This is a genomic window from Roseomonas sp. SRI_022, from assembly GCF_057586215.1.
Window position 1 is genome coordinate 33,353 of sequence record NZ_JBYCZL010000019.1, and the last position, 25,935, is coordinate 59,287.

Below are 25,935 nucleotides of genomic sequence, written 5' to 3' on the forward strand. Positions count from 1 at the left end.
GCGTGGCGACAAGAATGTCCAGGGAAGGGATAACGCCCATGCGCATGCACATCGGACGTCGCTCCATCATGACGGCCGCTGCCGCGGCTCTGGCCTTGCCCGCCGTCTCCGCCCGGGCCCAGGCACGCCGGCGCATCCGCTTCACCGCCGTCTTCTCCGACCAGGACATCCGCGCCGAGGCGATGCGCGGCCTCCAAACCGACCTGCAGTCGCAGTTCGATGTGGAGTTGCACCTGAACGCCACGCTGTTCCGCCAGGGCACGGAGCTGGTGGCGATCCAGCGCGGCAATGTGGAGATGGCGAACCTCTCGCCGCAGGACCTGTCCCGCCAGATCCCGGCCTGGTCCGTGATGGCCTCAGCCTACCTGTTCCGCGACGCCGACCACATGCGCAAGGTCTTCAACGGGGAGATCGGCCAGGAATTCAACCGCATGGCGCGGGACCAGTTGAACGTCCATGTACTGGGGCCGCTGTATTTCGGCACGCGCCACGTGAACCTGCGGCCGCGCAAGCGCATCAATACGCCGGCCGACATGGCGGGAATGAAGCTGCGCATGCCGCCAGGCGAGACCTGGCAGTTCCTCGGCGAGGCGCTCGGCGCCAACCCGACTCCGGTGGCCTTCGCCGAGCTCTACACTGCGCTGCAATCCGGCACGGTGGACGGGCAGGACAACCCGCTGCCGACCAGCCGCACCATGCGCTTCTACGAGGTGACGACGCAGTTCGTGCTGACGAGCCACCTCGTCGCATACGACTTGCTCTCCATCTCCTCCCGCTTCTGGGACGGGCTGACCCAGCCGCAGCGCGACGCGATCCAGGCCGCGGTGAACAAGGCGATCGACCAGAGCACCCAACGCCACCTTGCGCAGGAACAGGAGATGGTCACGTTCTTCCGCTCACAAGGCCTCGAGGTCTATGAGCCGGATGTCGCCGCCTTCCGGGCGGAAGCGCAGCGGCGTTACCTCGCCTCGACGCAGTCGCAGGGCTGGCCGGCAGGGATCCTCGATCGCATCGCGGCGGTGCGCTGACCCGCATGACGACGGCGTGCCGCCTTCTCGACTGGGCCCGGCGGCGCGCGGAGGACGTGCTCTCCGTGCTGCTGGTGGCGATGTTCATCGCCTTCATGCTGCAGATCGTCACGCGCTACGTGCTGAACGCGCCGCTGAGCTGGACGGCGGAGCTGTCCACTCTCACCTGGGTGTGGGGCATCCTCTGGGGCGCGGGGCTGGTGCTGCGGGATGAGGAGGAAATCCGCTTCGACATCCTCTACAGCAACATGCCGGCCGGTGCGCGCCGCGCCTGCGATGCGATCACCGGAACGGCGGTGGTGCTGGTCTTCACCTGGTCGCTGCCCGCGATGTTCGACTACGTCACCTTCATGAAGGTCGAGCGCAGCGCCTATCTCGGCATCCGCTTCGATATCCTCTACTCGGTCTATCTGATCTTCGCCGCCGCCATGATCATCCGTCACGCCGTCATCGCCTGGCGCGCGGCAACCGGGCGCGGCATCACGCGGGGTGCGGCGTGAACCTGCACGATCCCTTCACCTTGTCGATCATCGCGCTGGTCGGCCTGTCCCTGATGGGGCTGCCGATCGGGCTCACCATGATCATGGCCAGCATCATCTACCTCGGCCTGTCCGGGCAGGACATGTCGATCGCCGCCGAGCAGTTGCTGAACGGGCTGAACGGCAGCTACGTGCTGCTCGCCGTGCCGCTGTTCATCTTCTCGGCGGGGCTGATGAATGCGGGCAGCCTGACGGACCGTCTGCTGCGTTTCTGCAACCTGCTGGTGGGCCGCTTCCGCGGCGGGCTTGGCCACGTCAACGTGGTGCAGAGCGTGATCTTCGCCGGCATGTCCGGATCGGCCATTGCCGATGCCGCGGGCAGCGGCAAGGTGCAGATCGACATGATGACGAAGGGCGGCGCCTATCCGGCGAGCTACGCCGCCGCGCTCACTGCCGTCACCGCCGTCATCGGGCCGATCATCCCGCCATCCATCCCGATGGTGCTCTATGCGCTGGTTGCCGATGCGTCGATCGGCTTCCTGTTCCTCGGCGGCGTGGTGCCCGGCTTCCTGATGGCGATCGCCCAGATGGGCATCAACAGCTGGATGGCGCATCGCCACGACTTCCCGATCTCGGAACGCGTGCCGCTGCGCGAATTCCCGCGCCTGACCCTGGAAGCCTTCCCCGCGCTGCTGATGCCGGTGATCCTGCTGGGCGGCATCTATGGCGGCGTGATGACGCCGACCGAAGCGGCCGCTGTCGCCGCCGCTTATGCCTATCTGATCGCCGCGCTGTTCTATCGCAGCCTCACCCTGCGCCAGACCTGGGCGGCGGTGGTGGAGAGCGCGCGTTCCACCGCAGCGATCGGCATGCTGATCGCCGGTGCACTCGCCTTCAACTACGTCATCACCAGCGAGAACGTGCCGAACACCGTGCGCGGCATCCTGGCCGGCTGGGAAATGTCCCAGTCGGAATTCCTGCTGGTGGTGAATCTGATCCTGCTGGTGCTGGGCTGCCTGTTGGAAGGCAGTACCATCCTGCTGATCGTGGTGCCGGTGCTGGTGCCGACCGCGCAGGCACTTGGCATCGACATGGTGCATTTCGGCGTCGTCGTGGTGGTGAACATCATGATCGGGCTGATCACCCCGCCATACGGACTCCTGCTGTTCATCGTCGCGAAGCTGTCGGACACACCGCTCTCCGCCGTGGTGCGCGACACCATTCCCTTCATCGTCGCGATGGTCGCGGCGCTGATGCTGATCACCTATGTGCCGGAACTGGTGCTCTGGCTGCCGCGGCAGATGGGCTACCAGGGCTGAGCCGCAGAACGAGGAAGTCCGCCTTGCCCCGCTGCATCCACGTCCTCAATGGCCCGAACCTGAACCGTCTGGGCAGGCGCGAACCGGAGATCTACGGCCGTACGACGCTTGCCGAGGTCGAGGCGATGTGCCGTGCGGAAGCCGGCGAGGACGAGGTGGTGTTCCGCCAGACCAATCACGAGGGTCAGCTCGTGGAGTGGATCCATGATGCGATCGACACTGAGGCAGCCGGCATCATCATCAACCCCGCCGGACTGACATTCCGGTCGATCCCGGTGCTCGATGCGCTCAAGATGGTCCGGGTGCCGATCATTGAGCTGCACATCTCCAACATCCACCGGCGGGAACCGATCTACCACCATTCCCTCGTCTCGGCCGTTGCCACGGCCGTGATCGCCGGGCTCGGTGCGCGCGGCTACGCGACATCGATGCGTGCGATGCGGGAGATGCTCGACGGGTAATGCGGAGTGGGCGCGGCCTTGCCATCTTGACGTCGGTGATCGTGCCGGCCGATGTTGAAGACGTGGTCCCGCACCGTTCCAACACCGCGATATCGAAAAAGTGCCCTGCCAGGGGCATGACGGGTCTTCGCGCGCGGTAGCTTAGAGCGCTTCAGGATCAGGTTAGACCCCGCCGGTTCGGACGGGGTCACAATCGGGTCTCGTCTCCGGCATCAAAGGAGACGGATCACGGTGCAAGCAGATCATCCCACGCTTGGCGGCCTCTGGCTGCCGCTGGTCACGCCCTTCCGCGATGGCGCGCTCGACGAGGCGTCGCTCCGTCGGCTTGTGCGGCACTATGCCGGTGAACCGCTCGACGGCCTGATCCTGGCCGCCACGACCGGTGAGGGCCTGACCCTCGATGATGACGAGACCGAGCGCCTGGTTGCCCTTGTCGCGAAGGAGCTGGCCAGCCTTGGCCGACGCCTGCCACTCTTTCTCGGCCTGTCGGGAAGCGACACGCGGAAGCTCGTCAAGGCGCTGGGCCGTACCATTGCCTGGCCGATCGATGGCTACCTGATCGCCTGCCCCTACTACACGCGGCCGTCGCAGGATGGGATGGTTCGCCACTTCACCGCCCTTGCCAGGGGCACGGCGCGGCCGATCATGATCTACAACATTCCGTACCGGACCGGTGTTAACCTCGGCAACGACGCCATGCTGGAACTCGCCGCGATGCCAAACATCGTCGGCGTGAAGGATTGCTCGGCCGACATGGCGCAGTCCTTCGACCTGCTGCGCCGCAAGCCGGCCGACTTCGCCGTGCTGACCGGCGAGGACGCTTTCTTTCACCCGATGCTCACGCAAGGTGCGGAGGGTGGCATCATCGCCTCGGCCCATGTCAGGACGCAGGGCTTCGCCGCGGTACGCGACCTGCTGCGAGCAGGCGACGGCGCGGCTGCCCTGGCAGCGTGGCACAGCATCTGCGACCTGCCGCGCTTGTTCTTCGCCGAGCCGAGCCCGGCGCCGATCAAGCATTGGCTCTGGCGCGCCGGCTTGATCGACAGCCCTGAGGTGAGGTTACCAATGACGGCCGTGAGCGACGGGCTTGCGGTCCGGATCGAGGCTGCCCTGGCACGAGGGACGCACGACCCGGTGTTCCACGCCGCCATGGTATAGAGCAGCGGCGGCTCAAGCCGGGCCGGCGCCTACACCGTCCACACGCCCGATCAGGACGGCCTGATACCGGCGCGCTGCGCCACATCGCTCCAGCGCGCCGACTCCTCCGCGATGAAGCTACGGAACTCGGCGCTGGTGCTGCCGGCAGGATCGAAGCCGCGCTGCGCCAGTTGCTCCGCGACGCCGGCCTGCATGGCCGCGCGCACGTCGGTTTCGAGCTTCGTCGCAATCGGGGCGGGCAGATGCGCCGGCCCCATGAAGCCGACCCAACCGCCACCGACGAAACCCGGCAGACCGAGCTCGCTCAGCGTGGGAACGTCGGGCGCCTGCGGGCTGCGTTGTGCAGTCGCGACACCGATCATGCGCACCCGCCCGGCACGCACCTGGGGCAGCACCGCCGAGACCGCGTCAAAGGCCACCTGCACGCGCCCCGCCATCAGATCGGCCTGAAGCTGCGCCGTGCCACGATAGGGCACGTGCTCCATATCGACACCGGCGCGGATCTTGAACAGCTCGCCGACGAAATGGGTGGTGGTGCCGACGCCCGAGCTCGCGAAGCTGAGCGGCTGGCGCTTCGCCAGCGCGATCAGCTCCGGCAGGGTCTGCGCCGGCAGGCTCTCGGTGACCACCAGGGCGAAGGGGTTGCGCGCGATCAGGCTGATCGGCGTCAGCTCGGTCGCGGGGTTGTAGGCGAGATTCGCCTGGGTCAGTGGCGCGACCACGACCTCAGCGGCGGAGGAGACCAGCAGCGTGTGCCCATCCGGCTCGGCGCGCGCAACGGCAAGGCCGGCGATGGTGCCGCCCGCGCCGGCGCGGCTTTCGACGACCACCGGCTGGCCCCAGACGGGGGAAAGCTTCTCGCCCAGCAGGCGCGCCGCGATGTCGATGGTCCCACCCGCGGCGAAGCCGACAAGGAAGCGCACCGGCCGCACCGGCCAGGCCTGGGCCCGCGCCAGGCCCGGCAACGCCAGGGCCGGCAGAGCGCCGAGGGTCATGCGACGTGTCAGGGTCATGATGCCGTCCTCCTTGCTGTCTCGATCAGTCGGTAGCAGGGCCGAGCGCGCCGGCGGCGCGCAGCGCGGCGATCTCCTCGGCAGCCAGGCCCGCCTCGCGCAGCACCGCGTCGGTGTCCTCGCCAAGGCGAGGCGGCGCGCGGTCCAGGCACGGCCCGTCCACATCAGCGCGATGCGCCGCGAGCGGGATGGCGATGTCGCCGGATGCGGATGGCCAGGGCGCATGCGCGACCACGCCGCGGCCTTCCGCGTCGGAATCGGTCAGCGCCTCGGCCAGGGTGCGCACCCGCGCCGCCGGTACCGCCGCGCCGAGCAGCGCTTCCCATGCGGCGGCGGGGCGGCGGCGCATCTCCTCGGCGAGGATGGCCGCCAGGGCGCCGCGATGCGGGTCCTGCCGCCGCACATCGGCGAAGCGCGGATCGGCAAGCAGATCCTCCCGCCCGATCAGTCGGCACAGCGTCTCGAATTGCTGCTGGGTGCAGGCGCCGAGCATGATCAGCGCACCATCCGCGGCCTCGTAGCAGCTGGCACCGGCGAGCGCGTGCTCATTGGCATGCGGGCGTGGATGCTTGCCACCGTTGAGCAGCGAGGAGATCACCGGCCCCATCAGCAGAAAGGCGGTGTCGAGCATGGAAAGCTGCACATGCTGCCCCTCCCCGCTGCGCTGGCGCCGCAGCAGCGCCGCGGTCAGCGCGAAGGCCGCCATGGTGCCCGAGGCATAGTCGAGCACTGGCGCCCCGGCCTTGAGCGGCCCGGAACCGGCCGTGCCCGTCATCGCCATCAGCCCGCTGAAGGCCTGCACGACATTGTCGTAGACCGGCCGCTCCGCGAGCGGCCCGTCCTGCCCGAAGCCGCTCAGCGAGCACATCACCAGATCCGGCTTCGCCGCCGACAGCGTCGTGTAGTCCAGGCCGAGCCGTGCCATGACGCCGGGGCGGAAATTCTCCACCACCGCATCGGCCGACAGTGCAAGGCGGCGGGCCAGCGCCTGGCCCTGCGGATGCTTGAGGTCGATCACCACGCTGCGCTTGTTGGCGTTCTGCACGGCGAAATGGTCGCCCATGCCCATCCGCCGCAGCGCGTCATCCCCGCCGCGCCCGCGCATGTAGTCGCCGACGCCGGGTTCCTCGACCTTGATGACCTCCGCCCCAAGCAGCGCGAGTTGCGCGGTGCAGAACGGCCCCGCGATGACGTGGCTGAAGTCGAGGATGCGGATGCCGTCCAGCGCGCGCATCAGAACCGCCCGCAATCCACCTTGATGCGTTCGCCCGTGATGGCGGAGGACGCATCGGAGGCGAGGAACAGCGCGGCCGTCGCCACTTCCTCGGGCGACAGCCAGCGGCGCAGCGCGGCGCTGTCGGTATAGGCCTCCTTGATGATCTGCTCGGCCGGGCGGCCTTCGACCGCGGCGCGGCGTGCGATGACGCGGTCCATCAGCTCGCCGCTCACCGCGCCGGGGCAGAGCGCGTTCACCCGCACCCCCATCGGGCCGATCTCGCGCGCCACGGCCTCGGTCATGCCGATGAGCGCGAACTTCGTCGCGCAATACGCCGTGCGCATCGGATAGCCGTGCAATCCCATGCGGGACGACATGTTGATGATCGACCCGCCGCGCTGCGCGCCCATCACCCGCGCGGCGACGCGCAGGCAGTGCATGGTACCGAACAGGTTGGTCTCGATGCAGTCGCGCCAGGCGTCGAGATCGACATCGGCGATCGCACCCACCGGCCCGGTCTGGCCGGCATTGTTCACAAGAATGTCCACGCGCCCGCTGCGTTCCGCAGCGATGGTGAATAGCGCCTCCACCTCTGCGAGCTGCGTCACGTCGCAGGCGACGGCGCGCCCGCCGACCGCCGCGGCGACAGGTTCGATGGTGGCAAGGCTACGCCCGGCGACGACGACGAAGGCGCCGGCCTTGGCGAAGGTTTCCGCGATGGCGCGTCCGATGCCGGTGCCGCCGCCCGTCACGATGGCGGTGCGGCCCTGAAGGGCTTGGGTCATGCGGGGACGGTCTCCGTCTCATAGGATCGGCCAGGGTCGAACAGCGGCATCTCAGGCTCGCGGCCGAGGATCAGGTCGCCCATCAGCCGGCCGATATAGGGGCCGATCGTGTAGCCGCCGCGCACGCAGCCGATCACGAAGGCATCCGGCACGCCGGGCGCAGCGCCGGCCAGCGGATAGAAGTCGGGCACATTGGCCTCGAACCCCGTCCAGGACCGCACGACGCGGAAGCCGGCGAGGCCAGGCACGGCGAATTGCGCGAGGCGAAGATTGGACAGCACCGCATCCATCGAGACTTGGCCGCGTCCGGTTTCAGGGATGCCCGTGCCCTGCCAGCCACCGCCGATCAGCACCGTGCCATTGACCTTCTGCTTCAGCGTCAGCAGCCCCGTCGCATGGCCGATGACGCTGTTGACCAGCCGCGGCCCGCGCTCGGTGACCGAGACGGTGTTCACCCGCGCGCGCACCGGCAGGTCCAAACCGATCATCGCCGCAGCACCCCGGAGCCACGCGCCGCAGGCGAGCAGCAGCCGCGCCGCGCGCACCGGGCCCTGGCTCGTCTCCAGCATGAAGCCGCGCGACAGGCGCTCGATGGCCGTCACGCGGCAGCCTTGGCGATAGGGCACGCCCGCCGCTCCGAGCCGCGCACGGTAGTAGCTGCCGGTCAGGCTGGAATTGGCGTAGCCGTCCAGCGCGCACCAGGCGGCGAGGCGCACGCGCCGCGTCAGGCCCGGCTCGGCCTCGGCGACGCGGTTAGGTGAGACGATCTCGATCGGAGCGCCGGCCTCATGCTTCAGAGCGCTGCGTTCGATCAGCAGTTGTTCCTCGCGCTCGGTGAAGGCGAGGGTGAAACCGCCGCTGCGGTGATAACCGACGGCCTCGCCGGCTTCCTCCCACAGCTCGCGCCCGCGCAGCGCGTAGGGCATCAGCCGCACCCGCTTGATCTGCAGCGACAGCGTGCCGGCATTCACGCCGGAGGCGCCGCCACCGATCTCCCCCTGTTCGAGGATGAGCGGGGACATGCCGCCTTCCGCCGCGCGCAGCGCCGCCGCGCATCCCATAATGCCGCCGCCGACCACCGCGAGATCGGTGTCGAAGGTGGCACTCACAGCGGCGCCGGCTGCGGGATGGGCAGCTCCTCATAGTCGAAGTTGCCGGCGAGTGAGGCGATCGGCACCGGACGCAGGGGCGGCCGCGCGGTGGCCGGCGGGATCGCGGCACGCGGGCGGCCGGTGCGTTCGGCCATCAGCATCGCCGCAGCCTCCCCGCACATGCGCCCGCCGCAGGGGCCCATGCCGCAGCGCGTCGCGGCCTTGAGTTCGACGAGCGTGGTCGCGCCTGCATCGATAGCGGCGGCGGCTGTGGCGCGCGTCACGCCCTCGCAGCGGCAGAGCGGCGTCGCGTCGGTCATCGCCGCGAGAAGGCCCGCCTGCGGCGTGGACAGCGCCGTCATCGCGCGTCCAAAACGCCGCGCTTTGGCCAGGTCCGCGCCCAGCACCGCGGCGCGGCGCGATGCGTCCGCCTCGTCCAGTCGCCCGGCGTGGCGCGCGGCACCGATGGCCGCGAGGCGCCCACTCAGCAGTGCCGCCGCGGCACCCGCGATGCCCGCGCCATCGCCTGCGACGAAGAGCCCCGGGGCATCACTCTCCTGCCAGCGGTCGAGCACCGGCCCCCAGCCACCGGCTTCGACATCGAAGTGATGCGTGGCGCCGAGCAACCGCGTCGCCTCGGTGGCCGGCACCAGCCCGTAGCCGAGACACACGGCATCGGCCTCGACGATGCGTTCATGCGCGGTGCGCGGCCGTCCATCGGCGTCGAGCGACGCGATGCGGACGCGCGCCACCTGGCCGTCGCCTTCGATGGCGGTCACAGCGTGGCCGGCCAGAAGCGGGACGCCCGCGCGGCGCAGCTTCGCCATCCAGCCCAGGCCGCGCAGGGCGAGGTCGGGCCGCGCCGCCAGCGCCGCGCACGCCCGCAGCCATGCAGAACGCGGCTGCGCATCGACCACCGCGGCGACACGACCGCCCCCGGCGAGGATCTTCGCCGCGACCAGGTAGAGCAGCGGCCCGGTGCCGGCGACGACCACCGCGCGGCCCGGCAGCATGCGTTCCGCCTTGAGCAAAATCGTCGCCGCGGCGAGGCCCATCACGCCCGGCAGCGTCCAACCCGGCGTCGGGATGTGGCGTTCCATCGCGCCCGCCGCGACGATCAGCCGTGGTGCCGTGATGCGCTCCGGCCCCGCTGGACCGAGTGCCGCGAGGCGGAAGCCTGGTTCGAGCATCCACACTTGCCGCCCAGGCAACACCGTGACGCGCGATGCGGCGAGCGCCGCGCGCAGGGCGGCACCGGCGCGACCATCCTCGTCTTCGGCCTCGCCAGCGGAGGGCGCACGATAGACTTGACCGCCCGCGACTGGCGCCTCGTCCAGCAGTACGACCTTCAGGCCGAGGGCGTCCGCCTCCAGCGCCGCGGCCACGCCCGCCGGGCCAGCGCCGAGCACGGCGAGGTCGGCATCGCTCACCGCAGCCGCTCCGCCACCAGCCCCGCACGCAGCTTCGTGCGGCAGGCCTCGACCGGCACGCCATCCACGCGCACCAGGCAATCCTGGCACAGCCCCATCAGGCAGAAGGCCCCGCGCGGGCTGCCGTCCACGCCCTCGCGCAGCGTGCGCATGCCCAGCGCCATCAGCGCCGCGGCGAGGGATTCGCCGGCATGGCCCGGCAGTTCCACCCCATCGAAGGTGAAGCGGATGGCCGGGCCGCGCGCGGCGCCCGCGATGCGCAGGGTCTCTGGCATCAGCCCGGCAGCAGGCCGAGTTCGCCGAGGGTGCGGCGCACCTTCTCGAGATCCGCCCCTTCCAGCGCCATCACCGGATCGCGCGGCACGCCGGCCGGCCAGCCGAGCAGGTTCAGCGAGGCCTTGAGCGCCGCCGGCCAGGTGCCGGTGCCCATCAGCAGTTGGTAGAGGACAGTGAGCCGGTAATGCAGCGACTTCTGCACCGGGCCGGGCGCCTGTTTCGCGATGTCCACGATGCGGCCGGCTTCCTCGCCCAGCAGTTCCGGCCCCGTGGCGATGAAGCCGCGCGCGCCGAGCCCGATGCAGGGGATGATGAAATGCGACGGGCCCGTCATCACCGCCATGCGGTCGCCGTAGCGGTGCAGCAGATGCGTGTGATGGAAGAAGTCGCGGTGCGATTCCTTGATACCGATGATCGGCGCGGTGTCGAGCAGCGCGCCGATGTCGTCCACCGTCAGCTCGATACCGCTGCGCCGCGGCGAATTGTAGGCGACGATCGGGATGTCCACCGCCGCGGCGAGGGCGGCGAAGCGGCGCGTCAATTCGATGCGCGAGGCCTTGAGCACATAGGGCTGCGGCATGACCAGCACGCCCGCGGCGCCGGCATCCTTCGCCGCCTGGGCGTATTTGATGGTCTGCGCGGACCCGGGCGCGCTCGCGCCCATGATGACCGGCACGCGGCCGGCGGCGGCATCGACGGCGAGGCGCGTGAGGCGCGCGCGTTCCGTCACGTCGAGCGTCCAGGACTCGCCGTTGTCGCCGGCCACGCAGATGCCGGCGGCGCCGATGCGGATCTGGCGGTCCACCACCTCGCGGAAGGCGTCCTCCATGATCTCGCCCGTGGCGGTGAAGGGGGTGACGACGGCGGGGAGGAAGCCGTGCAGCGTCTCGGCGGTCAGGGCCATCTCTTGCATCCTCAGGGCGCGGTTGTCGGCACGCCGGTCAGGTCGGCGCGGTAGATGGAGGCGGTTTCGGCCTCGATGATGAACAGGGTGTCGCCATCGGGGGCGAAGGCGACAGAGGTGGTCCAGCGCCCCTCGGGCAGCCGGATGGTGGCGAGCGGATCACCGAGCGCATCGAATAGGTAGGCGCGTCCTGCCTGCGCCTGGGCGACGGCAAGGCGCCCATGCCGGTCGATGGCGAGCCCATCCGGCCCAAGCCCGCCGGAGAGATTAAGGAAGACACCCGCCATGGGCAGCAACGGATCGGGCGCATCCGCGAGCAGCCGCCATACCGCATTGGCGCGGGTCGCCGCGACATGCACGAAGCGGCCATCGGGGCTGAGTGCGATGCCGTTCGGATAGGGGATGTTGACCAGCACCGGTTCGGCCGCCGCCGCGCCCGGGCGCAGGCGGAACAGCCGGCCGGTCGGATCGCTGAGGCTGCTGCGCCCCGGATCGGCGAACCACAGGCTGCCATCCGGCCCGGCCGTGATGTCGCCCAGGCCGCGGAAATTCTCGCTGTTCACGCCAGTGACGAGTGGCGCCATCGCTCCGCTGCGATCGAGCCGCAGCAAGCCGCGACGATAATCCGTGACAGCGAGGGCGCCATCGGCAAGCCGCGCGAGGCCGTGGGGTTCGCCGTCATAGGCATGCGCCAGCGTCCAGCCGCCATCAGGCGCGACATGGAAGATGCGGCCATAGGGCACGTCGACCAGCCAGAGATGCCCATCCACGTCGAAGCAAGGACCTTCGAGGAAGGAATGCAGGCGCTGGCCGGGGCGCGTGACGCGCACCCATTCGGTGGGCTCGCCGCGATAGTGCAGCGGCTCAGGCAGGCGGGCGAAGAGCGTGACGGGCAGGCGCGGCGCGATCATGCGCGGATGCCGGCCCGGCGGAAATCGCGTCTCACGGTCCTGCCTCCCCCTCCGTCTCGCCATCGTGTTGTTGTTTTATATACGGTCATGTGTTTTATATATCAACCGTCTTGATGTGGGATTGAACGCCGATGACCACAGCCGCCAGCGCCCTGCTGCATCGCGACCTGCGGCGCACGCCGCCTACGGTGGTGCGCGGCGAAGGGTCCTGGCTGATCGATGCGGATGGGCGGCGCTACCTGGATGCCTCGGGCGGCGCGGCGGTGTCCTGTCTTGGTCATGGCCATCCGCGCGTGACGGCGGCGATCCGCGCGCAGCTCGACCAGGTCGAGTATGCGCACACCTCCTTCTTCACCAATGCGCCGGCCGAGGCGCTCGCCGCGCGTCTCGTCGCCCTCGCGCCGAAAGGTTTCGGCGCAGGGCTCGCTGCCTTCGTCGGCAGTGGGTCCGAGGCGGTGGAGGCGGCGCTCAAACTCGCGCGGCAATACCATGTGGAACGCGGCGAGCCTGGCCGCACGCGCTTCATTTCCCGGCGCATGAGCTATCACGGCAATACGCTCGGCGCGCTCGCGGTCGGCGGCCATGCCGGGCGGCGCGCGATGTACCAGCCGCTGCTCGCCGAGACCTTCCAAATCGCGCCCTGCCATCATTATCGCGACGCACTGCCCGGCGAAGCGCCCGAGGCCTATGGCCAGCGTGTCGCCGACGAACTCGACGCCATGATCCGCCGCCTTGGCGCAGAGACCGTCGCCGCCTTCATCGCCGAGCCGGTGGTGGGTGCCACGCTCGGCAGCGTGCCGGCCGTGCCGAACTACTTCGCCCGCATCCGCGAGATCTGCGACGCGCATGGCGTGCTGTTCATCGCCGATGAGGTGATGTGCGGCATGGGCCGCAGCGGTAGCTTCTTCGCCATGTCGCAGGAGGCCGTGGCGCCGGACCTCATCACCATCGCGAAGGGCCTCGGCGCGGGCTACCAGCCGATCGGCGCGGTGATGGCGAGCGAACGCGTCGTTGCGGCGATCCGCGAGGGGTCCGGCCTGCTCGCCCACGGCCACACCTATATGAGCCACGCCGTGGCCTGCGCCGCCTCGCTCGCCGTGCTCGACACCATCGAGGATGAGGGGCTGATCGAACGCGTGCAGCGCCAGGGCGCGCTGCTGGAACGCCACCTGCGCGAGGCCTTCGGCCAGCATCCGCATATCGGCGACATCCGCGGCCGCGGTCTGCTCTGGTCGATGGAGATCGTGGCCGATCGCGAGACCCGGGCGCCGTTTCCCGCCGCGTGCCGTATCGCCCCACGCCTCAAGGTGGCAGCGCAGGGGCGCGGGCTGATCTGCTATCCCTCCTCGGGCACGGCGGATGGCACGGATGGCGATCATGTGCTGCTCGCCCCGCCCTTCACCGTCACCGATGCGGAGATTGGGGAGATCGTGGACCGCCTGGCTCCGGCGCTGGCGGCGGTGCTGGCCTAGGCATGTCCTGGTAGCCGAGGCGCGCGCTGATCCGGCTGGCGGCGGCACGCACCTCCGGCACGTAGCGGTTGTCCATCTCGGCCAGGTCGAAGGCCGAATCGGGGCCCGAGATGTCGATCGCCGCCGCGATCTTGCCGTCCCGCCCGAAGATCGGCGCGGCGATGGAACTGCCGCCGGATTCCATCGCGCCGCGGCTGACCACGTGGCCGGTCGCGGCAGCCTCCCCGATGCGTGCGGTCAGCGCGCCGAGGTCCGCCGGCGTTTGGGGCGTGAGCGGCGTCAGCGCGACATGGGCAAAGAGTTGCGCGACCTCGCGCGGCGAGAGATCGGCCATCAGCAGCCAGCCCATCGGCGTCGCGTGCGCGGGCATGCGGCTGCCGACATTCATGTTGCTGAGGAAGCCGGTGCGCGTCTGGATGCAGGAGAGATAGAGCACCTCGGCCCCGTCGCGGATGGCGAGATGGGTGGTCACGCCCGTCCGGTCACGCAGCAATTCAAGTTCAGGCCGCGCGGTCTCGATGATGTCCTGCGCGGTCAGATAGGCGAAGCCGAGGTTCAGCACCCGCGCGCCGAGGCGGTAGCCCTTGGAACCCTCGACCTCCTCCAGGAAGCCCATGTGCCGCAGCGTGTAGGTCAGTCGGAACACCGAGGACCGCGTCAGCCCCAGCCGTGCCCCGATCTCGGTGAGGCCGAGCGGGCGGCCGGCCTCGGCGAGCGCCTCCAGCACCCGCAGCCCGCGCTCGAGGCCTGGCACCAGGTAGGCGCCGTGATTGGGGTTGATGTCGTCGGCGTCGGCCATGTGCTGCGGCCGCGTCAGTCGACGCGGATATTCGCCTCGCGCACGACGCGGGCCCAGATGGCGGTTTCATCGGCAAGCATGCGGGCGATGTCTTGCGGCCCGCCGATGATGAGGTCAACGCCCTGTTCGGTCATGCGGCGGCGCAGTTCGGCGTCTGTGGTGGCGACGCGCAATGCCTCCGCCAGGTGGGTGATCACCGCATTCGGCGTGCCGACCGGGGCGAACAGGCCCTGCCAGAAGGCGACGTCGAAGCCGGGGATGCTGGCGGCGACGGGCGGCACATCCGGCATCAACGCGATGCGCGTGGCCGAGGAGACGGCGATGGCACGCGACACGCCGTCCTGGATCAGCGGCATCGCCTCCAGCGCCGAGCTGAACAGCGCCTGGACGCGACCGGCCCGCAGGTCGAGCAGCGCCGGCCCGCCGCCGCGATAGGGGATATGCTCAACCTCGATGCCGGCTTCCTTGGCCAGCAGCACGAAGGCCAAGTGGTTGACCGTGCCGATGCCGGCGCTGCCGTAGTCGAGCTTGCCTGGGTTGGCCTTCGCGTAGGCGACGAATTCCGAGAACGTGCGGACCGGCAGCGCGGCATGGACCTGCAGCACGAAGGGATTGCGATAGACCGTCCCGACCGGGGCGAGCTCGCGTATCGGATCGCGCGGCGTGAGATTGGGTTGCAGCGCCGGATTGATGGCCAGCGAGGTGGTGCCCATCAGCAGAGTGTAGCCATCGGGTCGGGCCTGCGAGACGTAGGTCGCGGCCAGCGCGGTCGCGCCGCCGGGGCGGTTCTCTACGACCATGGGCTGGCCGAGCACGCGTTCCATGATCGGCGCGGCGGCCCGCGTGATGACGTCGGCGCCGCCGCCGGGGGCATAGGGCACCACGAGGGTCACGGCGCGTGACGGCCAGGTTCCTTGCGCCAGCGCAGGCGTCGTGAGGATGACGGGAAGCCCCAGAAGGGCACGACGTGTGAGGCGCATGAGGGACCTCGACGAGGTTTTATATATAAAACGCTAAATGACCTGCGGAACGCAATGCCTATGTGGGTGATTGCGCTGGCGGCTGGTCGAACGCGTCCGGCGGGACGATCGGCCACTCGGATCCTCGCGGTCCTGATCCCCAGTGCAGCGATCCGTTCGCGCTTGCTCACGACCGTGCGGAGGTCCGCTGGGGGGTGCTCGTGTGGACTGGGCGGACAGAAGCGGCGCATCCTGACTGCCGCCCAGCAGGTGGCGTATCAGCCACGAGGCGGTGCTGCACCCGGGAGACGAAACGATGGCGCTGATCTCGAAACCCTGGCTAACGCGCCGTGCTCTGCTGGGATCAGGCCTCGCCGTTGGGTTCGTCTCCGGCACCGCCCTCGCCTACCCGACACGACCCATCCGGATCGTCATCGGGTTCGGTCCGGGCGGCCTTGCCGACATCATCGTCCGCACTGTGGCGCAGGAGTTGTCAGGTCGGCTCGGCCAGCAAGTCGTCATCGACAATCGGCCGGGTGCCGGCGGTGCCATTGCCGCACAGGCCGTGGCCGGCGGCGCACCGGATGGACACACGCTCATCGTGTTCACCTCTGGAACCGCCATCAGCAAGGCGTTGTTCCGCAACCTGCCATTCGATCCTGTCGCACAGTTCACACCCGTCACGGCGATGGCGTTTTTCGACGCACTGTTGATGGGACCCGGTGACGGACCAGTGCGGAGCATGGCGGATCTGCGCCCGGCGGACTCGCCGCGACCGCTGACGATCGCCACGCTGACAGCAGGCAGCACCCAGTACCTGACAGGCGAGATGTTTCGGCTGGCGTCGGGCCTCCCGATCACGCTGGTGCCCTTCAGGACGAGCCGGGAAGTCCTCACCGCCCTTCGCCGCCGCGACGTCGATCTCGCCATCGAGAGCTACGGCGCCGCGGCCGGCGAGATCAGAGCCGGGACGGTCCGCGTGCTCGCCAGCACCGGAAAGCGGCGGTCGCGTCTCATGCCCGAAGTCCCTACGATCGGCGAGAGCGGTTACCCGGATTGCGTGATGGATGGATGGAACGCGATCTTCGCGCCCGCCGGCACGCCAGGCGAAGTCATCCAGCTGCTGAACACGCATGTTCGTGAGATCGTCAGCCGGCCGGCGGTCCAGGCGCGACTGCTCGAGTTGGGCGTGGAGGGCGGCACGAACTCGCCCGAAGAAATGACGGGGCTGCTGCGGACCGATATTGCGCTTTGGAACAGCGTCATCGACCGCGCCGGGATCGAGCGCCAGTAGGGCACCAGAACCCTGCGGCCTCACCTGGCCGCTAACGGGAGGCATGCGGGGGGCGGCCATGGGCCGCCGCGTCAGACACGTGTCTTCGGCGGAGTACCGTCGCTCACCTAGATCCTGTGGCGCCGGGCGTCAGGTCGTGCTCGCCGAGGCGCGGCGCCGACCCCGCGGCGCCACCTCCGTCGATAGGGGCGCGGTATCGCTTGCTGATGCGCCGTATCCGTCGGCCATCCTCGCGCGTATCGAAATGGAAGAAGCCGCCCGCGGCGAGTTGAGGGTCCTGGACGAGGTCCTCGATGCTGGCCACGCGGCCGCAGGGAATGTCGGCGGCCTCCAACAACCGGAGCCACTCCTCGGTGGCTCGCGTCCGCATCACAGCGGATAGATGTCCATAGATGTGGTCGTAGTTCCGCGCCCGCGCGGCGGCGCTCCGGAAGCGAGGGTCGGCGAGATAGGTCCGCGTCTCACCCATTGCGTCGAAGAACCGGCTCCAATGCTTGTCGTTGTACACGACGGCCGCAATGTAGCCGTCCTTCGTCCGGTACGGACGCCGATGCCACGTGAGCAGGCGACTGTATCCCATTGGCCCGGTCGCCGGCTCGACGGAGGCGCCGCCCATATGGTCGGCCAGCACGAAGGCCGCCATCGTCTCGAACATGGAGACGGTGACGCGCTCCCCCTCTCCGTCACGCCCGCGTCGGATCAGTGCAGCGAGAATGGCGTGCGCGGCGGTCATGCCGCTGATTCGATCAGCGATGAGCGTCGGTACGTATCGGGGTTCATCACCTGAATGCCGCGCGAGGAGATCCGCGATGCCAGACTGCGCCTGGATGACATCGTCGAAGGCGGCGCGGTTGGCGAAGGGGCCTTCGCGCCCATACCCCATCAGCTCCGCATAGACGATGGTCGGATGGACCTGCCGGATACTCGCCTCGTCGAGCCCGAGCCGCGCGGCCGCCTGCGGGCGGATGTTGTGTACGAGGACGTCGAAGGACGGCAGAACCGCCCACAGGCGTGCACGGTCCGCCTCGCACTTCAGGTCGAGAACGACCGACCGCTTCCCTTCGTTGATATGAAGGAACATGGCGCCCAGCCCGTCGCCGCAGGGCTCACCGGCATGGCGCATGATGTCGCCTTCGGGCGGCTCGATCTTGACGACTTCCGCGCCGTAGTCGGCCAGGATCTGAGTGCAGACTGGCCCCATCACGACCGAACTCAGGTCAAGGACGCGACATCCCGCCAAGGGAAGCGCGCGTTCCGCCACCTGTCCCATGTCCGACCTCATGCGCAGAGTCCTTTTCCCGTCTTGTTGGGTTGCGGCGCCGTCCCTACTGGGGCTCCAGGTTCAGCGGTGCGATGATCCGGCCCCAGGCCTCGTACTCTCGTCGCAGATGTCCGGCATAGTCATCGCGGCTCGCGGAGGAAACGGCGGTCTCTCCATTCTCGGTGAGCTGATTGCGATACTCCGGCAGAGCGACCGCGCTCACTGCCGCGCCGTGGAGCCTCTCGACCACCTCAGCGGGCGTCGCGGCCGGTGCCAGCAGGCCGAACCAGATATGCGCCACCAGATCGGGATGACCGGCCTCTCGGAAAGTCGGCACGTCCTGCAAGGGGGGCGACCGTTCCTCGCTCAGCACGCCGAGCACCCTGGCTTGCTGGTTCCTGTGCAAGGGAATGGCGCTCACGATCCCTTCCACTTGGGAGTCGAGGCGCCCCCCGAGAAGGTCCCCGAGGGCAGCCGACGTTCCCCGGTAGGGAACGTCCTGCATGTTGATGTCCAGCGTCCGCCCGATCCACTTCCCGATGATGTGGGTCAGGCTGCCGACACCCGTGGTGCCGAAGGTGATGCCCTCCGGCCGGTCCTTCGCATAGGCCACGAACTCGCTGAGGGTGCGGGCATTGGTGCTACGCGCGGCGGTGAGGACGAAAGGCTGCTTCGAGACAAGCGAGATCGGCGCGAAATCGTCCAGACGGTAGGGTAGCCGCCTGAACAGATACGGGTTGGCCGACGTCGTCGTCCCTGGCGCGAAGAGCAGCGTGTAGCCGTCCCCCGGCGCACGCGCGACGTACTCCGCGGCGACCAGCGTCGCGGCGCCGGGCCGGTTCTCCACGACGACATTCGCACCAAGGACCTTGCCGATCTGCTCGGCAATGCGACGGGCCGTCAGGTCGGTCGGGCCGCCCGCCGTGTAGGGTACGACGATGACGATCGGTCGCGCGGGATATCGCGCCTGCGCGAGTGCGGGGCGCGCCGCCGGGGCCGAGCCGGCGATAGCCGCAAGGCCACCGGCGTGCCGAAGCATCGCCCGGCGGGTGGATGACATCTTCGCCACGCTGATTTCCTCCTGCGTTCTTGTGAGCGGGCCGCGCGCGGCGTGGGCTAGAGCGAGATCACGAAGCCGCCATTGACGGACAGGTGCTGGCCCGTGATGTAGGAGGCGTCGTCCGACAGCAGGAAGCAGACGGGCTTCGCGCTCTCCTCGGGGTCGGCCCATCGTCCCAGTGGAATCTGAGCGAGATAGGTGTCGCGGAATTTCTCGCCGCGGATCGTGTCGGTCATCGGCGTCTCGACGACGCCGAAAGCGACGGTGTTGACGCGGATGCCCCACCGCGCCCATTCGCGCGCCGCGCACATGGTCAGGCCGAAGAGACCGGCCTTGGCCGCGCCGTAGTTGATCTGCCCGACAGTGCCCTTGCGGCCGGCATCGGACGAGATATTGACGATGGAGCACCGGGTCTCGTCACCGGCCTTGGCACGTTCGATCGCGGCCCGCCCCACCGCCTGGAGGAAGTGGAAGGAGCCGGTCAGATGAACATCGATGACCGTCTGCCACGCCTCGACTGTCATCTTCTCGATCATGGCCGGCCGGATGACGCCGGCATTGTTCACCAGGCCATGGATCGCGCCGAAGCGCTGAAGGCAGAGCTCCACCGCGCCCTGTGCCGTCGTGGGCTCCGCCACACTGCCGATGACGGGCGCGAAGCGGTCCGCCCCGAACTCCGCCTCCGCCGAGCGGAGCGTGTCCGCATTGACGTCGACGCCAATGACCTTCGCGCCGAGCTCCAGGGCCATCTTCGCGACCGCCCTGCCGATGCCCTGTCCGGCACCGGTCACGATGACATTTCGATCCGCGAGGGAAGTTGGCTTGGTCATGGTCGATAGGCTCCTGGTTGGTGACCGTCGCCTGCTCGGCGATTCAGAACGCGCCGTCACGACGCCATTCCTGGATGCGTGTTGTCCCGAAGCGAATGCCGGCGGAGATTGCAGTCCCGTGCATCCCCGCGGCGGGGCGATTGCTGCCGCGCCTGTGCTCTCTCGCCCGGGAGCCTGCTTCCCAGGGCGGGATCCCTTCCCTTCGTGCGCAAGGAGATCGCGACGGCACTCCAGCGTGCCTGGAAATCCCACCGCACGCGGCCATCAAGCGCCGCTGACACGCTTCCGCAGCAGATACCTGTGCCGCCCCTCCAGCACGAGTTCGCCGCGCTGGTTGTGGACGGTGCTGCGCAGCCCGACTACGCCGGAACTGCGGTTCGGCGCGAGTGCATCCACCTCCAGCGCCGGATACAGCGTGTCGCCGACGAAAACCGGAAGCAGAAAGCGGCTGGATTGCTCGAGGAACGCCTTGAGCGAATCCTCGACGAGATGCGGAAAGAGGCCAGCACCTGCGGCAGTCTGGATCACCACCTGGAAGCCGTGCGCCAGCATGTGTGGCATGCCGTGCGCCCGGCAATACTCCACATCGTAGTGCACCGGATGGTTGTCGCCGGATGCCGCCTGGAAGGCGAGGAAGACCGCATCGGTCATGGTCCGGCTGGGAAGTGGAAAGCGTTCCGCGATGCGGAAATCCTCGAACCACCGTTGTTCGGGAACCAGCCGATGGCTGCGTGGGTCGAAGGACGAAGCGCTCATTCTGCCCGCATCCCGGACGAGGCGACCACCTGCGACCATTTCGCGATCTCAGTACGCACGAAGGTGCCGAGCGCCTCGGGCGCCGCCGGCGCGGCGAGTTCGGCGCCGATCTCCGCGAAGCGGCGACGCAGCGCCTGGTCCGCCATGGCTTCCCTGACTGCCGCGTTGAGCCGTGCCACCATCTCGGGCGGCGTGCCCGCCGGGGCGAAGACGCCACTCCAAGTGTAGGCCTCGTAGCCGGGCAGGCCCTGCTCGGCTAGCGTCGGCATTTCGGGTGCGGCCGCGCTGCGCGATGCGGAGGTGACGGCGAGTGCCCGCACGCTGCCGCTCTGCGCCTGGGCAATGCCCGTGGCAACGGCGTCGAGATAGAAGTCGATGCGCCCTGCGGCGAGGTCCGTCATGGCCGGTGCCGTGCCGCGATATGGAACGTGCTCAGCCTGTGCATTGGCCATCATCAGCAGGAGGGCGGTGCCGATATGTGGCGCGCTGCCGACGCCCGCCGATCCATAGGTTGCCCGCCCGCCCTGGGTGCGCAGCCACGCCAGGAACTCACGCCCGTCCCGTGCCGGCAGATCTGGGCGAACCAGGATCACCAACGGCACCGTGGCGACGAGCGCGACCGGCGCGAAATCGCGCTCGGTGTCGTAGGGCAGCCGCGGCAGCAGGCTTGGATTCACGGCATGGGCGACAGTTGTCAGCAGCAGTGTCTGCCCGTCCGGCCGCGCCTTCGCCACCGCCTCCGTGCCGACCAGCACGCCTGCGCCGGTGCGGTTCTCGACCACGACGGACCGCCCCAGGACCCGCTCGAGATGCCCGGCGAGCACGCGCGCCTGCACGTCCGTCGGCCCACCGGCCGAGTAAGGAACGACGATGCGCAGCGGTGCGGCCGAGGCATCCTGCGCCCGCGCGGGCCGCGCCGTTCCCGCCATCAATGCGACGCCGGCAATGGTGAGCCTCCGGCGTCCGATAATCACGCTTTGCACGTCTTCAGTTCCCTTGGATCGCTTCACCGCGCCACGGCGTATCGCGCCCGGCCGGCCACCCGGCGCCACTGCACAGGAAGAACGCTACGCAACGGCCCGCCGCCGCGGCCGCTCGAGGAATGCCTTCATGAAGGCCTTCGGCTCGTCACTGGTGAAGGAGCCGGCCAGGGCGGGAATGCCGGCGGCAATCGCCTGGTCCATCGGCAGGATCTCCCAATCCAGGATCAGCTTCTTCTGGACCGTGAGGGCATTCTGGCCATTCGCGACCAGCTTCGCGACCCACTGCTCGACGGCCGCGTCCAGCTCCGCCATCGGGACCACGCGTTCGACGAGGCCCCATTCCAGCGCCTCGCCCGCGCCGATATTCTCGCCCAGCATCAGCATCTGCCGGGTGCGTCCCCACCCGATCAGGCCGGGCAGCAGGGCGGCCTCCACGACGGAAGGAATGCCGATGCACACCTCCGGCATGCCGAACACCGCCTTGTCCGCTGCGATGCGGAGGTCACAGGCCGCGGCCACTTCGAGCCCCGCGCCCAGAGCGTAGCCCTGAATGCGGCCGATCACCGGAACCGGCAGTTCGCGCAGGACGCGGCAGGTGGCGTGGACCTTCTCGATGAAGGCCTTGCCGACGATCGGATCGAGTTCCGCCAGTTCGCGGATGTCCGCGCCGCCAATGAACGCCTTCTCGCCGCCGCCGGTGACGACAACGACACGCAGATCCTGGCGCCGGCCGAGGTCGCGGATGGCATCCGCGAACGCGTCCATCAGGCCGCTGTTCAGCGTGTTGAGCTTGGCCGAGTTCTCGATCGTGACATACGCAACCACGCCACGATCGCCACGCTGCTCAATGCGCACGTCCACGCGGCCGTCATAGCCCTGCCCCATGACTCTCGTCTCCGAAAAGGATCGGTCGGCACGATGCGTCGGACGGGCAGGCGAGGACAAAGACAGGCTTTAGCTGGCGGTCATAAGCCAACGCTATGGGGTGGCATCGCCCGCAAGGTCCGCCGACCACAGACCGCTGGTGACCAGGTCCGCCATCAGGCGGCAGGCAAGCGCCTCCACTTCCCGCGAAGCGCGCGAGATTGGCGCATCGGCCGCGCGGCAGATGTAGACGGAACGTCGGATCGGCGGATCGACGAGCCTTGCAGCCGAGACGCGCCCTTCCTCGATCGCGCCCCGCACCACGGCGTATGACAGCACGCAATAGCCGACACCCCGCGCCGTGAGCTCCAGCATCGGCACGATGGCATCCACCTCGACGATCGCGTGCAGTTCGACGCCCTGGCTGCGCGCCGCGTCATCCACCAGGTCCCGCAGGCCGTGCGGCCTCCCCGGCGCTATCAGTGGCAGGCCCCCGAGGGCCGAGAAGGGCACGCTGCCGCAGCGGCGCGCGCCCTTGCGCCCCGAGACCGGAAAGGCGCCGGGTGGGCCGACGACATAGAGGCTTTCGTCCAGGAAGCGCCGCGTCACGAGACCTGCCGCATCGCCGCTGCGAAACAGCATCCCGAGGTCGAGGTGCCCCGACCGGAGCCAACCCGGGATGTATCCGGTCATCGCCTCGACCACGCGCAGGCGGACCTTCGGCATCGTCGCCAGCACCATTTCCGCTAGCGGCACGGTCAATACCATCGAGACGGATTGCGGCAGGCCCAGGCTCACATCACCGATTGGCTCGGACGCCGCGCTGCGCAATTCCTCGCGCGCAGCCTCCATCAGCTTCAGGATGTCCCTGGCGTAGTCCAGGAGCCGAAGGCCGGCCTCGGTCGGCGTTACGCCGCGGGCCGTGCGGTGGAGGAGTTCCGTCCCCAGCACCGCTTCAAGCTTCTTCACCTGCAGGCTCAGGGCGGGTTGCGCGACGTTGAGCTGCTCTGCAGCCCGCGTGATGGATCCCTCCGTGACAATACCGACAAAGTAGCGGAGCGCCCGCGCGTCGAGGCCACTCATAGCGATTTCCTATGGGAACCATATCCTCAACGATCTTGTAGGAACCACACCACCCCTGCACAAGCGCGCCGTTCATTCATTGCTCCAAAAGGAAGTTGTGTATGACCGGCGACCTCGATGGCCTTCTGGTAGTCTCGTTGGAGCAAGCCATTGCCGCGCCCTTCGCGTCATGCCGTCTTGCGCTCGCAGGTGCCCGGGTCATCAAGGTCGAGCGGCGCGAAGGCGATTTCGCCCGGCGCTATGACCGCTACGCGCTGGGCCAGAGCGCCTACTTCTCGTGGCTCAATCACGGCAAGGAGGCCATGACGGTCGGACTGCGCGATGCCACGGACCGTGATCTGCTACTGCGCATGCTGGAGAGGGCGGATGTGTTCATTCAGAACCTTTCCCCCGGCGCCGCGGAACGCTATGGCCTTGGCGACGAGGAACTGATCCGTCGCAATCCTCGACTCATCACCTGCTCGATCAGCGGCTACGGCGCCGAAGGGCCATACCGCGACATGAAGGCCTACGACCTGCTGGTGCAGGCTGAATCCGGCCTGTGCAGTGTCACCGGCACGGCGGAGGCGGCGGCACGCGTCGGCATCTCGATCGTGGACATAACCACGGGGATGTATGCCTATCAGGCGATCCTGCAGGCGCTCCACGCGCGTCATCGCACGGGGCGCGGCCGCCCCATCCGCATCTCCATGTTCGATTGCATCGCCGATTGGATGAATGTCCCCTACCTGCAGTGGGCCTATGGCGGATACGCGCAGGAGCGCACGGGGCTGCATCACCCGACGATCACGCCCTATGGCGCGTATCGCTGTGCCGACGGGACGCTGTTCGTCGCGGTGCAGAACGAAGGCGAGTGGGAACGCTTCTGCGCGACAGTGCTGCTGCGGCCGGACATGGCGAAGGATGCGCGTTTCGCGACCACGACGCTCCGCGCCGCGAACCGCGCAGCGCCGGATTCCGAGATCACAGCGATCTTTCGCGATCTGCCGCGCGACACGCTGATCCAGCGCTGCGAAGAAGGTCGCATTGCCTATGCCCGGATGAACGGGCTGCCCGAACTCGCCGAGCATCCCCAGGCCCGCTTCATGGACGTCATGCTCGCGGAGGGCCGCCTGAAGATGCTGGTTCCGCCTGGAACGCCGGCAGGCACGACAATCCCCACCCGGCACGTGCCGTCGGTGGGCGAACATGATGAGCTCATCCGGCGGGAATTCGCTCCGGTGCAAAGCTCACAGCCGGAGGAAGCCCTGACGTGATCACCCGCCGTACTGCCCTGGCTGCCGGCCTTGCGACTCTGGCAGCCCCAGCAACCCATGCGCAGGATTGGCCGACGCGTCCCTTGCGGCTGGTCGCACCGTTCGCCCCTGGTGGGCCTGCCGATTTCATCGGCCGCATGGTGGCGGAGAAGCTGAAGGACGCACTCGGCCAGCCCGTCGTCGTGGAGAACCGCGTCGGTGCTGGCGGCAGCATCGGGCATGCGCAGGTCGCGTCCTCCGAGCCGGATGGCTACAGCCTCGTCATCGGCACGCTCGGCACGCATACCATGACGCCGCTGCTCATCCCCGGGTCGCGCGTCGATCCGGCAAAGGACCTGGCGGCTGTGGGCACGGTGGCGGCGCTGCCGAACGTGTTGGTCGTCATACCCAAGCGCACGGACATCGCGGATATCACAAGGCTGGTCGCACGCGGCCGGCAGCGTACGGACGAACTGAGCTTCGGCACCTTCGGTCCAGGTTCCTCACCCCATGTGGTGACGGAGATGTTCCAGCGCAGTGCCGGTTTCCGTGCCCTGCAGGTTCCCTTCACCGGCAGCGCGACAGCGCTGACGGCGCTGCTCGGCGAGCAGATCGATTTCCTCTTCGACAGCATCACCACCTCCCTCAGCCATATCCGGGGTGGTTCCGTGCGCGCGCTGGCGGTGTCCTCCTCGGCTCGGTCCTCGGTGCTGCCTGAGGTGCCGACATTGGGAGAGCTCGGGATCCCCGATGTCGAGTTCTCTCTCTGGCTCTGCGTCTATGCGCCTCTCCATACGCCGGCCCCGCTGCTGACAAGGCTGCGTCAGGCCATTCACGAGATCAGCACGGATCGTGACTACATCGCCCGGCTGGAGGCGCGGGGCGCTGAGGCCTACATCACGCCGGTGGATCGTCTGCCACAGTTCCTGGACCAGGAAACCGCCCGCTGGCGGCAGTTCCTGCGCGATACGGGGATGCGGTCGGACGGCTGACGAGTCCGCTGGAAGCGGTGCGGGCCGCGCGCGCGAGCCTGGCGGATCGCGTTCACCGGTTCGTGCGACGTAGCCCGGCGCGGCCCGCTTGGCCACGCCTCGGGCACGGCCGGACGCACAGTTCCGTCCGTCAGCGTCGCCAACACGTCCTTGCTTGACAGGCGTCTGGCGGCCAGACTCTGCCGTGTGAATCCGTCGATCGGCATACGGAACGGCCTCCCGTCACGGGGTCTCAACGAAGCCTGGGCCCATACATGGCCCGCGCATTCCGCACCG

General features: G+C 68.8%; 26 protein-coding genes. 9 read left to right on the forward strand and 17 right to left on the reverse strand.

Annotated features, from left to right (window positions below):
- Positions 1-38: 38 nt before the first annotated feature.
- The 5 genes from dctP to dapA all read left to right on the forward strand — a co-directional run bounded on the left by dctP (position 39) and on the right by dapA (position 4,445).
- Entirely contained in the window at positions 39-1,028 is a 990-nt protein-coding gene (dctP, locus tag AC2YHJ_RS18380; RefSeq protein WP_487397546.1) for a TRAP transporter substrate-binding protein DctP, read from the forward strand.
- A 5-nt stretch (positions 1,029-1,033) separates the two neighbouring features.
- The gene (locus AC2YHJ_RS18385; RefSeq protein ID WP_487397547.1) at positions 1,034-1,528 is read left to right on the forward strand and encodes a TRAP transporter small permease; all 495 of its coding nucleotides are present in this window, start codon (positions 1,034-1,036) and stop codon (positions 1,526-1,528) included.
- Positions 1,525-2,826: a TRAP transporter large permease gene (locus AC2YHJ_RS18390; protein WP_487397548.1), complete on the forward strand. Its 1,302-nt coding sequence runs from the start codon at positions 1,525-1,527 to the stop codon at positions 2,824-2,826. Before AC2YHJ_RS18385 ends, AC2YHJ_RS18390 begins: the two co-directional genes overlap by 4 nt.
- Positions 2,827-2,849: 23 nt before the next feature.
- Positions 2,850-3,287: a type II 3-dehydroquinate dehydratase gene (locus AC2YHJ_RS18395; RefSeq protein WP_487397549.1), complete on the forward strand. Its 438-nt coding sequence runs from the start codon at positions 2,850-2,852 to the stop codon at positions 3,285-3,287.
- A gap of 231 nt (positions 3,288-3,518) precedes the next feature.
- A complete protein-coding gene (dapA, locus tag AC2YHJ_RS18400) occupies positions 3,519-4,445 on the forward strand; it encodes a 4-hydroxy-tetrahydrodipicolinate synthase (protein WP_487397550.1) in 927 nt (308 codons plus the stop codon).
- Positions 4,446-4,495: 50 nt separating this feature from the next.
- Here the strand turns inward: dapA and AC2YHJ_RS18405 are convergent, their stop codons facing one another.
- The 8 genes from AC2YHJ_RS18405 to AC2YHJ_RS18440 are packed head-to-tail and all read right to left on the reverse strand — an operon-like array spanning position 4,496 to position 12,071.
- Positions 4,496-5,458 (reverse strand): Bug family tripartite tricarboxylate transporter substrate binding protein, encoded by a 963-nt coding sequence (locus tag AC2YHJ_RS18405; protein WP_487397551.1) that lies wholly within the window; start codon positions 5,456-5,458, stop codon positions 4,496-4,498.
- Positions 5,459-5,483: 25 nt separating this feature from the next.
- Positions 5,484-6,692, reverse strand: a complete 1,209-nt coding sequence (locus AC2YHJ_RS18410; protein ID WP_487397552.1) for a CaiB/BaiF CoA transferase family protein — start codon at positions 6,690-6,692, stop codon at positions 5,484-5,486.
- Positions 6,692-7,459 (reverse strand): SDR family NAD(P)-dependent oxidoreductase, encoded by a 768-nt coding sequence (locus AC2YHJ_RS18415; protein ID WP_487397553.1) that lies wholly within the window; start codon positions 7,457-7,459, stop codon positions 6,692-6,694. The genes AC2YHJ_RS18410 and AC2YHJ_RS18415 overlap by 1 nt, the downstream gene beginning before the upstream one ends.
- Positions 7,456-8,568: an NAD(P)/FAD-dependent oxidoreductase gene (locus AC2YHJ_RS18420; protein ID WP_487397554.1), complete on the reverse strand. Its 1,113-nt coding sequence runs from the start codon at positions 8,566-8,568 to the stop codon at positions 7,456-7,458. The genes AC2YHJ_RS18415 and AC2YHJ_RS18420 overlap by 4 nt, the downstream gene beginning before the upstream one ends.
- The gene (locus AC2YHJ_RS18425) at positions 8,565-9,980 is read right to left on the reverse strand and encodes an FAD-dependent oxidoreductase (protein WP_487397555.1); all 1,416 of its coding nucleotides are present in this window, start codon (positions 9,978-9,980) and stop codon (positions 8,565-8,567) included. Before AC2YHJ_RS18425 ends, AC2YHJ_RS18420 begins: the two co-directional genes overlap by 4 nt.
- Complete coding sequence (locus AC2YHJ_RS18430; protein WP_487397556.1) at positions 9,977-10,255, reverse strand: (2Fe-2S)-binding protein; 279 nt, start codon at positions 10,253-10,255, stop codon at positions 9,977-9,979. The genes AC2YHJ_RS18425 and AC2YHJ_RS18430 overlap by 4 nt, the downstream gene beginning before the upstream one ends.
- Complete coding sequence (locus tag AC2YHJ_RS18435; RefSeq protein WP_487397557.1) at positions 10,255-11,160, reverse strand: dihydrodipicolinate synthase family protein; 906 nt, start codon at positions 11,158-11,160, stop codon at positions 10,255-10,257. The genes AC2YHJ_RS18430 and AC2YHJ_RS18435 overlap by 1 nt, the downstream gene beginning before the upstream one ends.
- A gap of 11 nt (positions 11,161-11,171) precedes the next feature.
- On the reverse strand, positions 11,172-12,071 hold the full coding sequence (locus AC2YHJ_RS18440) for an SMP-30/gluconolactonase/LRE family protein (RefSeq protein WP_487397558.1): 900 nt from the start codon (positions 12,069-12,071) through the stop codon (positions 11,172-11,174).
- Between the two features lie 131 nt (positions 12,072-12,202).
- On the opposite strand from AC2YHJ_RS18440, the gene AC2YHJ_RS18445 reads away from it, so the two are divergent.
- Positions 12,203-13,543, forward strand: a complete 1,341-nt coding sequence (locus tag AC2YHJ_RS18445; RefSeq protein ID WP_487397559.1) for an aspartate aminotransferase family protein — start codon at positions 12,203-12,205, stop codon at positions 13,541-13,543.
- Here AC2YHJ_RS18445 and AC2YHJ_RS18450 read toward each other — a convergent pair.
- Both AC2YHJ_RS18450 and AC2YHJ_RS18455 read right to left on the reverse strand, forming a co-directional pair.
- Positions 13,476-14,342, reverse strand: a complete 867-nt coding sequence (locus AC2YHJ_RS18450) for an IclR family transcriptional regulator (RefSeq protein ID WP_487397560.1) — start codon at positions 14,340-14,342, stop codon at positions 13,476-13,478. The genes AC2YHJ_RS18445 and AC2YHJ_RS18450 overlap by 68 nt on opposite strands.
- Positions 14,343-14,356: 14 nt before the next feature.
- Positions 14,357-15,322 (reverse strand): Bug family tripartite tricarboxylate transporter substrate binding protein, encoded by a 966-nt coding sequence (locus AC2YHJ_RS18455; RefSeq protein ID WP_487397561.1) that lies wholly within the window; start codon positions 15,320-15,322, stop codon positions 14,357-14,359.
- Between the two features lie 295 nt (positions 15,323-15,617).
- Between AC2YHJ_RS18455 and AC2YHJ_RS18460 the strand changes: the two genes are divergently transcribed.
- The gene (locus tag AC2YHJ_RS18460; protein ID WP_487397562.1) at positions 15,618-16,595 is read left to right on the forward strand and encodes a Bug family tripartite tricarboxylate transporter substrate binding protein; all 978 of its coding nucleotides are present in this window, start codon (positions 15,618-15,620) and stop codon (positions 16,593-16,595) included.
- A 103-nt stretch (positions 16,596-16,698) separates the two neighbouring features.
- Here the strand turns inward: AC2YHJ_RS18460 and AC2YHJ_RS18465 are convergent, their stop codons facing one another.
- The 7 genes from AC2YHJ_RS18465 to AC2YHJ_RS18495 all read right to left on the reverse strand — a co-directional run bounded on the left by AC2YHJ_RS18465 (position 16,699) and on the right by AC2YHJ_RS18495 (position 23,432).
- Complete coding sequence (locus AC2YHJ_RS18465; protein WP_487397563.1) at positions 16,699-17,877, reverse strand: CaiB/BaiF CoA transferase family protein; 1,179 nt, start codon at positions 17,875-17,877, stop codon at positions 16,699-16,701.
- Between the two features lie 43 nt (positions 17,878-17,920).
- Positions 17,921-18,916, reverse strand: coding sequence for a Bug family tripartite tricarboxylate transporter substrate binding protein (locus AC2YHJ_RS18470; RefSeq protein ID WP_487397608.1), 996 nt, complete (start codon positions 18,914-18,916; stop codon positions 17,921-17,923).
- 56 nt (positions 18,917-18,972) lie between these two features.
- The gene (locus AC2YHJ_RS18475; RefSeq protein WP_487397564.1) at positions 18,973-19,746 is read right to left on the reverse strand and encodes an SDR family NAD(P)-dependent oxidoreductase; all 774 of its coding nucleotides are present in this window, start codon (positions 19,744-19,746) and stop codon (positions 18,973-18,975) included.
- Positions 19,747-20,010: 264 nt separating this feature from the next.
- The gene (locus AC2YHJ_RS18480; protein WP_487397565.1) at positions 20,011-20,502 is read right to left on the reverse strand and encodes a MaoC family dehydratase; all 492 of its coding nucleotides are present in this window, start codon (positions 20,500-20,502) and stop codon (positions 20,011-20,013) included.
- Positions 20,499-21,485 (reverse strand): Bug family tripartite tricarboxylate transporter substrate binding protein, encoded by a 987-nt coding sequence (locus AC2YHJ_RS18485; RefSeq protein WP_487397566.1) that lies wholly within the window; start codon positions 21,483-21,485, stop codon positions 20,499-20,501. Before AC2YHJ_RS18485 ends, AC2YHJ_RS18480 begins: the two co-directional genes overlap by 4 nt.
- 84 nt (positions 21,486-21,569) lie before the next feature.
- Positions 21,570-22,370 carry an enoyl-CoA hydratase gene (locus tag AC2YHJ_RS18490; RefSeq protein ID WP_487397567.1) on the reverse strand — a complete coding sequence of 267 codons (801 nt, stop codon included), beginning with the start codon at positions 22,368-22,370 and terminating at the stop codon, positions 21,570-21,572.
- Between the two features lie 93 nt (positions 22,371-22,463).
- Positions 22,464-23,432: a LysR family transcriptional regulator gene (locus AC2YHJ_RS18495; RefSeq protein WP_487397568.1), complete on the reverse strand. Its 969-nt coding sequence runs from the start codon at positions 23,430-23,432 to the stop codon at positions 22,464-22,466.
- A 101-nt stretch (positions 23,433-23,533) separates the two neighbouring features.
- On the opposite strand from AC2YHJ_RS18495, the gene AC2YHJ_RS18500 reads away from it, so the two are divergent.
- Positions 23,534-24,688: a CaiB/BaiF CoA transferase family protein gene (locus AC2YHJ_RS18500; protein WP_487397569.1), complete on the forward strand. Its 1,155-nt coding sequence runs from the start codon at positions 23,534-23,536 to the stop codon at positions 24,686-24,688.
- Entirely contained in the window at positions 24,685-25,659 is a 975-nt protein-coding gene (locus AC2YHJ_RS18505; protein ID WP_487397570.1) for a Bug family tripartite tricarboxylate transporter substrate binding protein, read from the forward strand. The genes AC2YHJ_RS18500 and AC2YHJ_RS18505 overlap by 4 nt, the downstream gene beginning before the upstream one ends.
- Positions 25,660-25,935 lie beyond the last annotated feature (276 nt).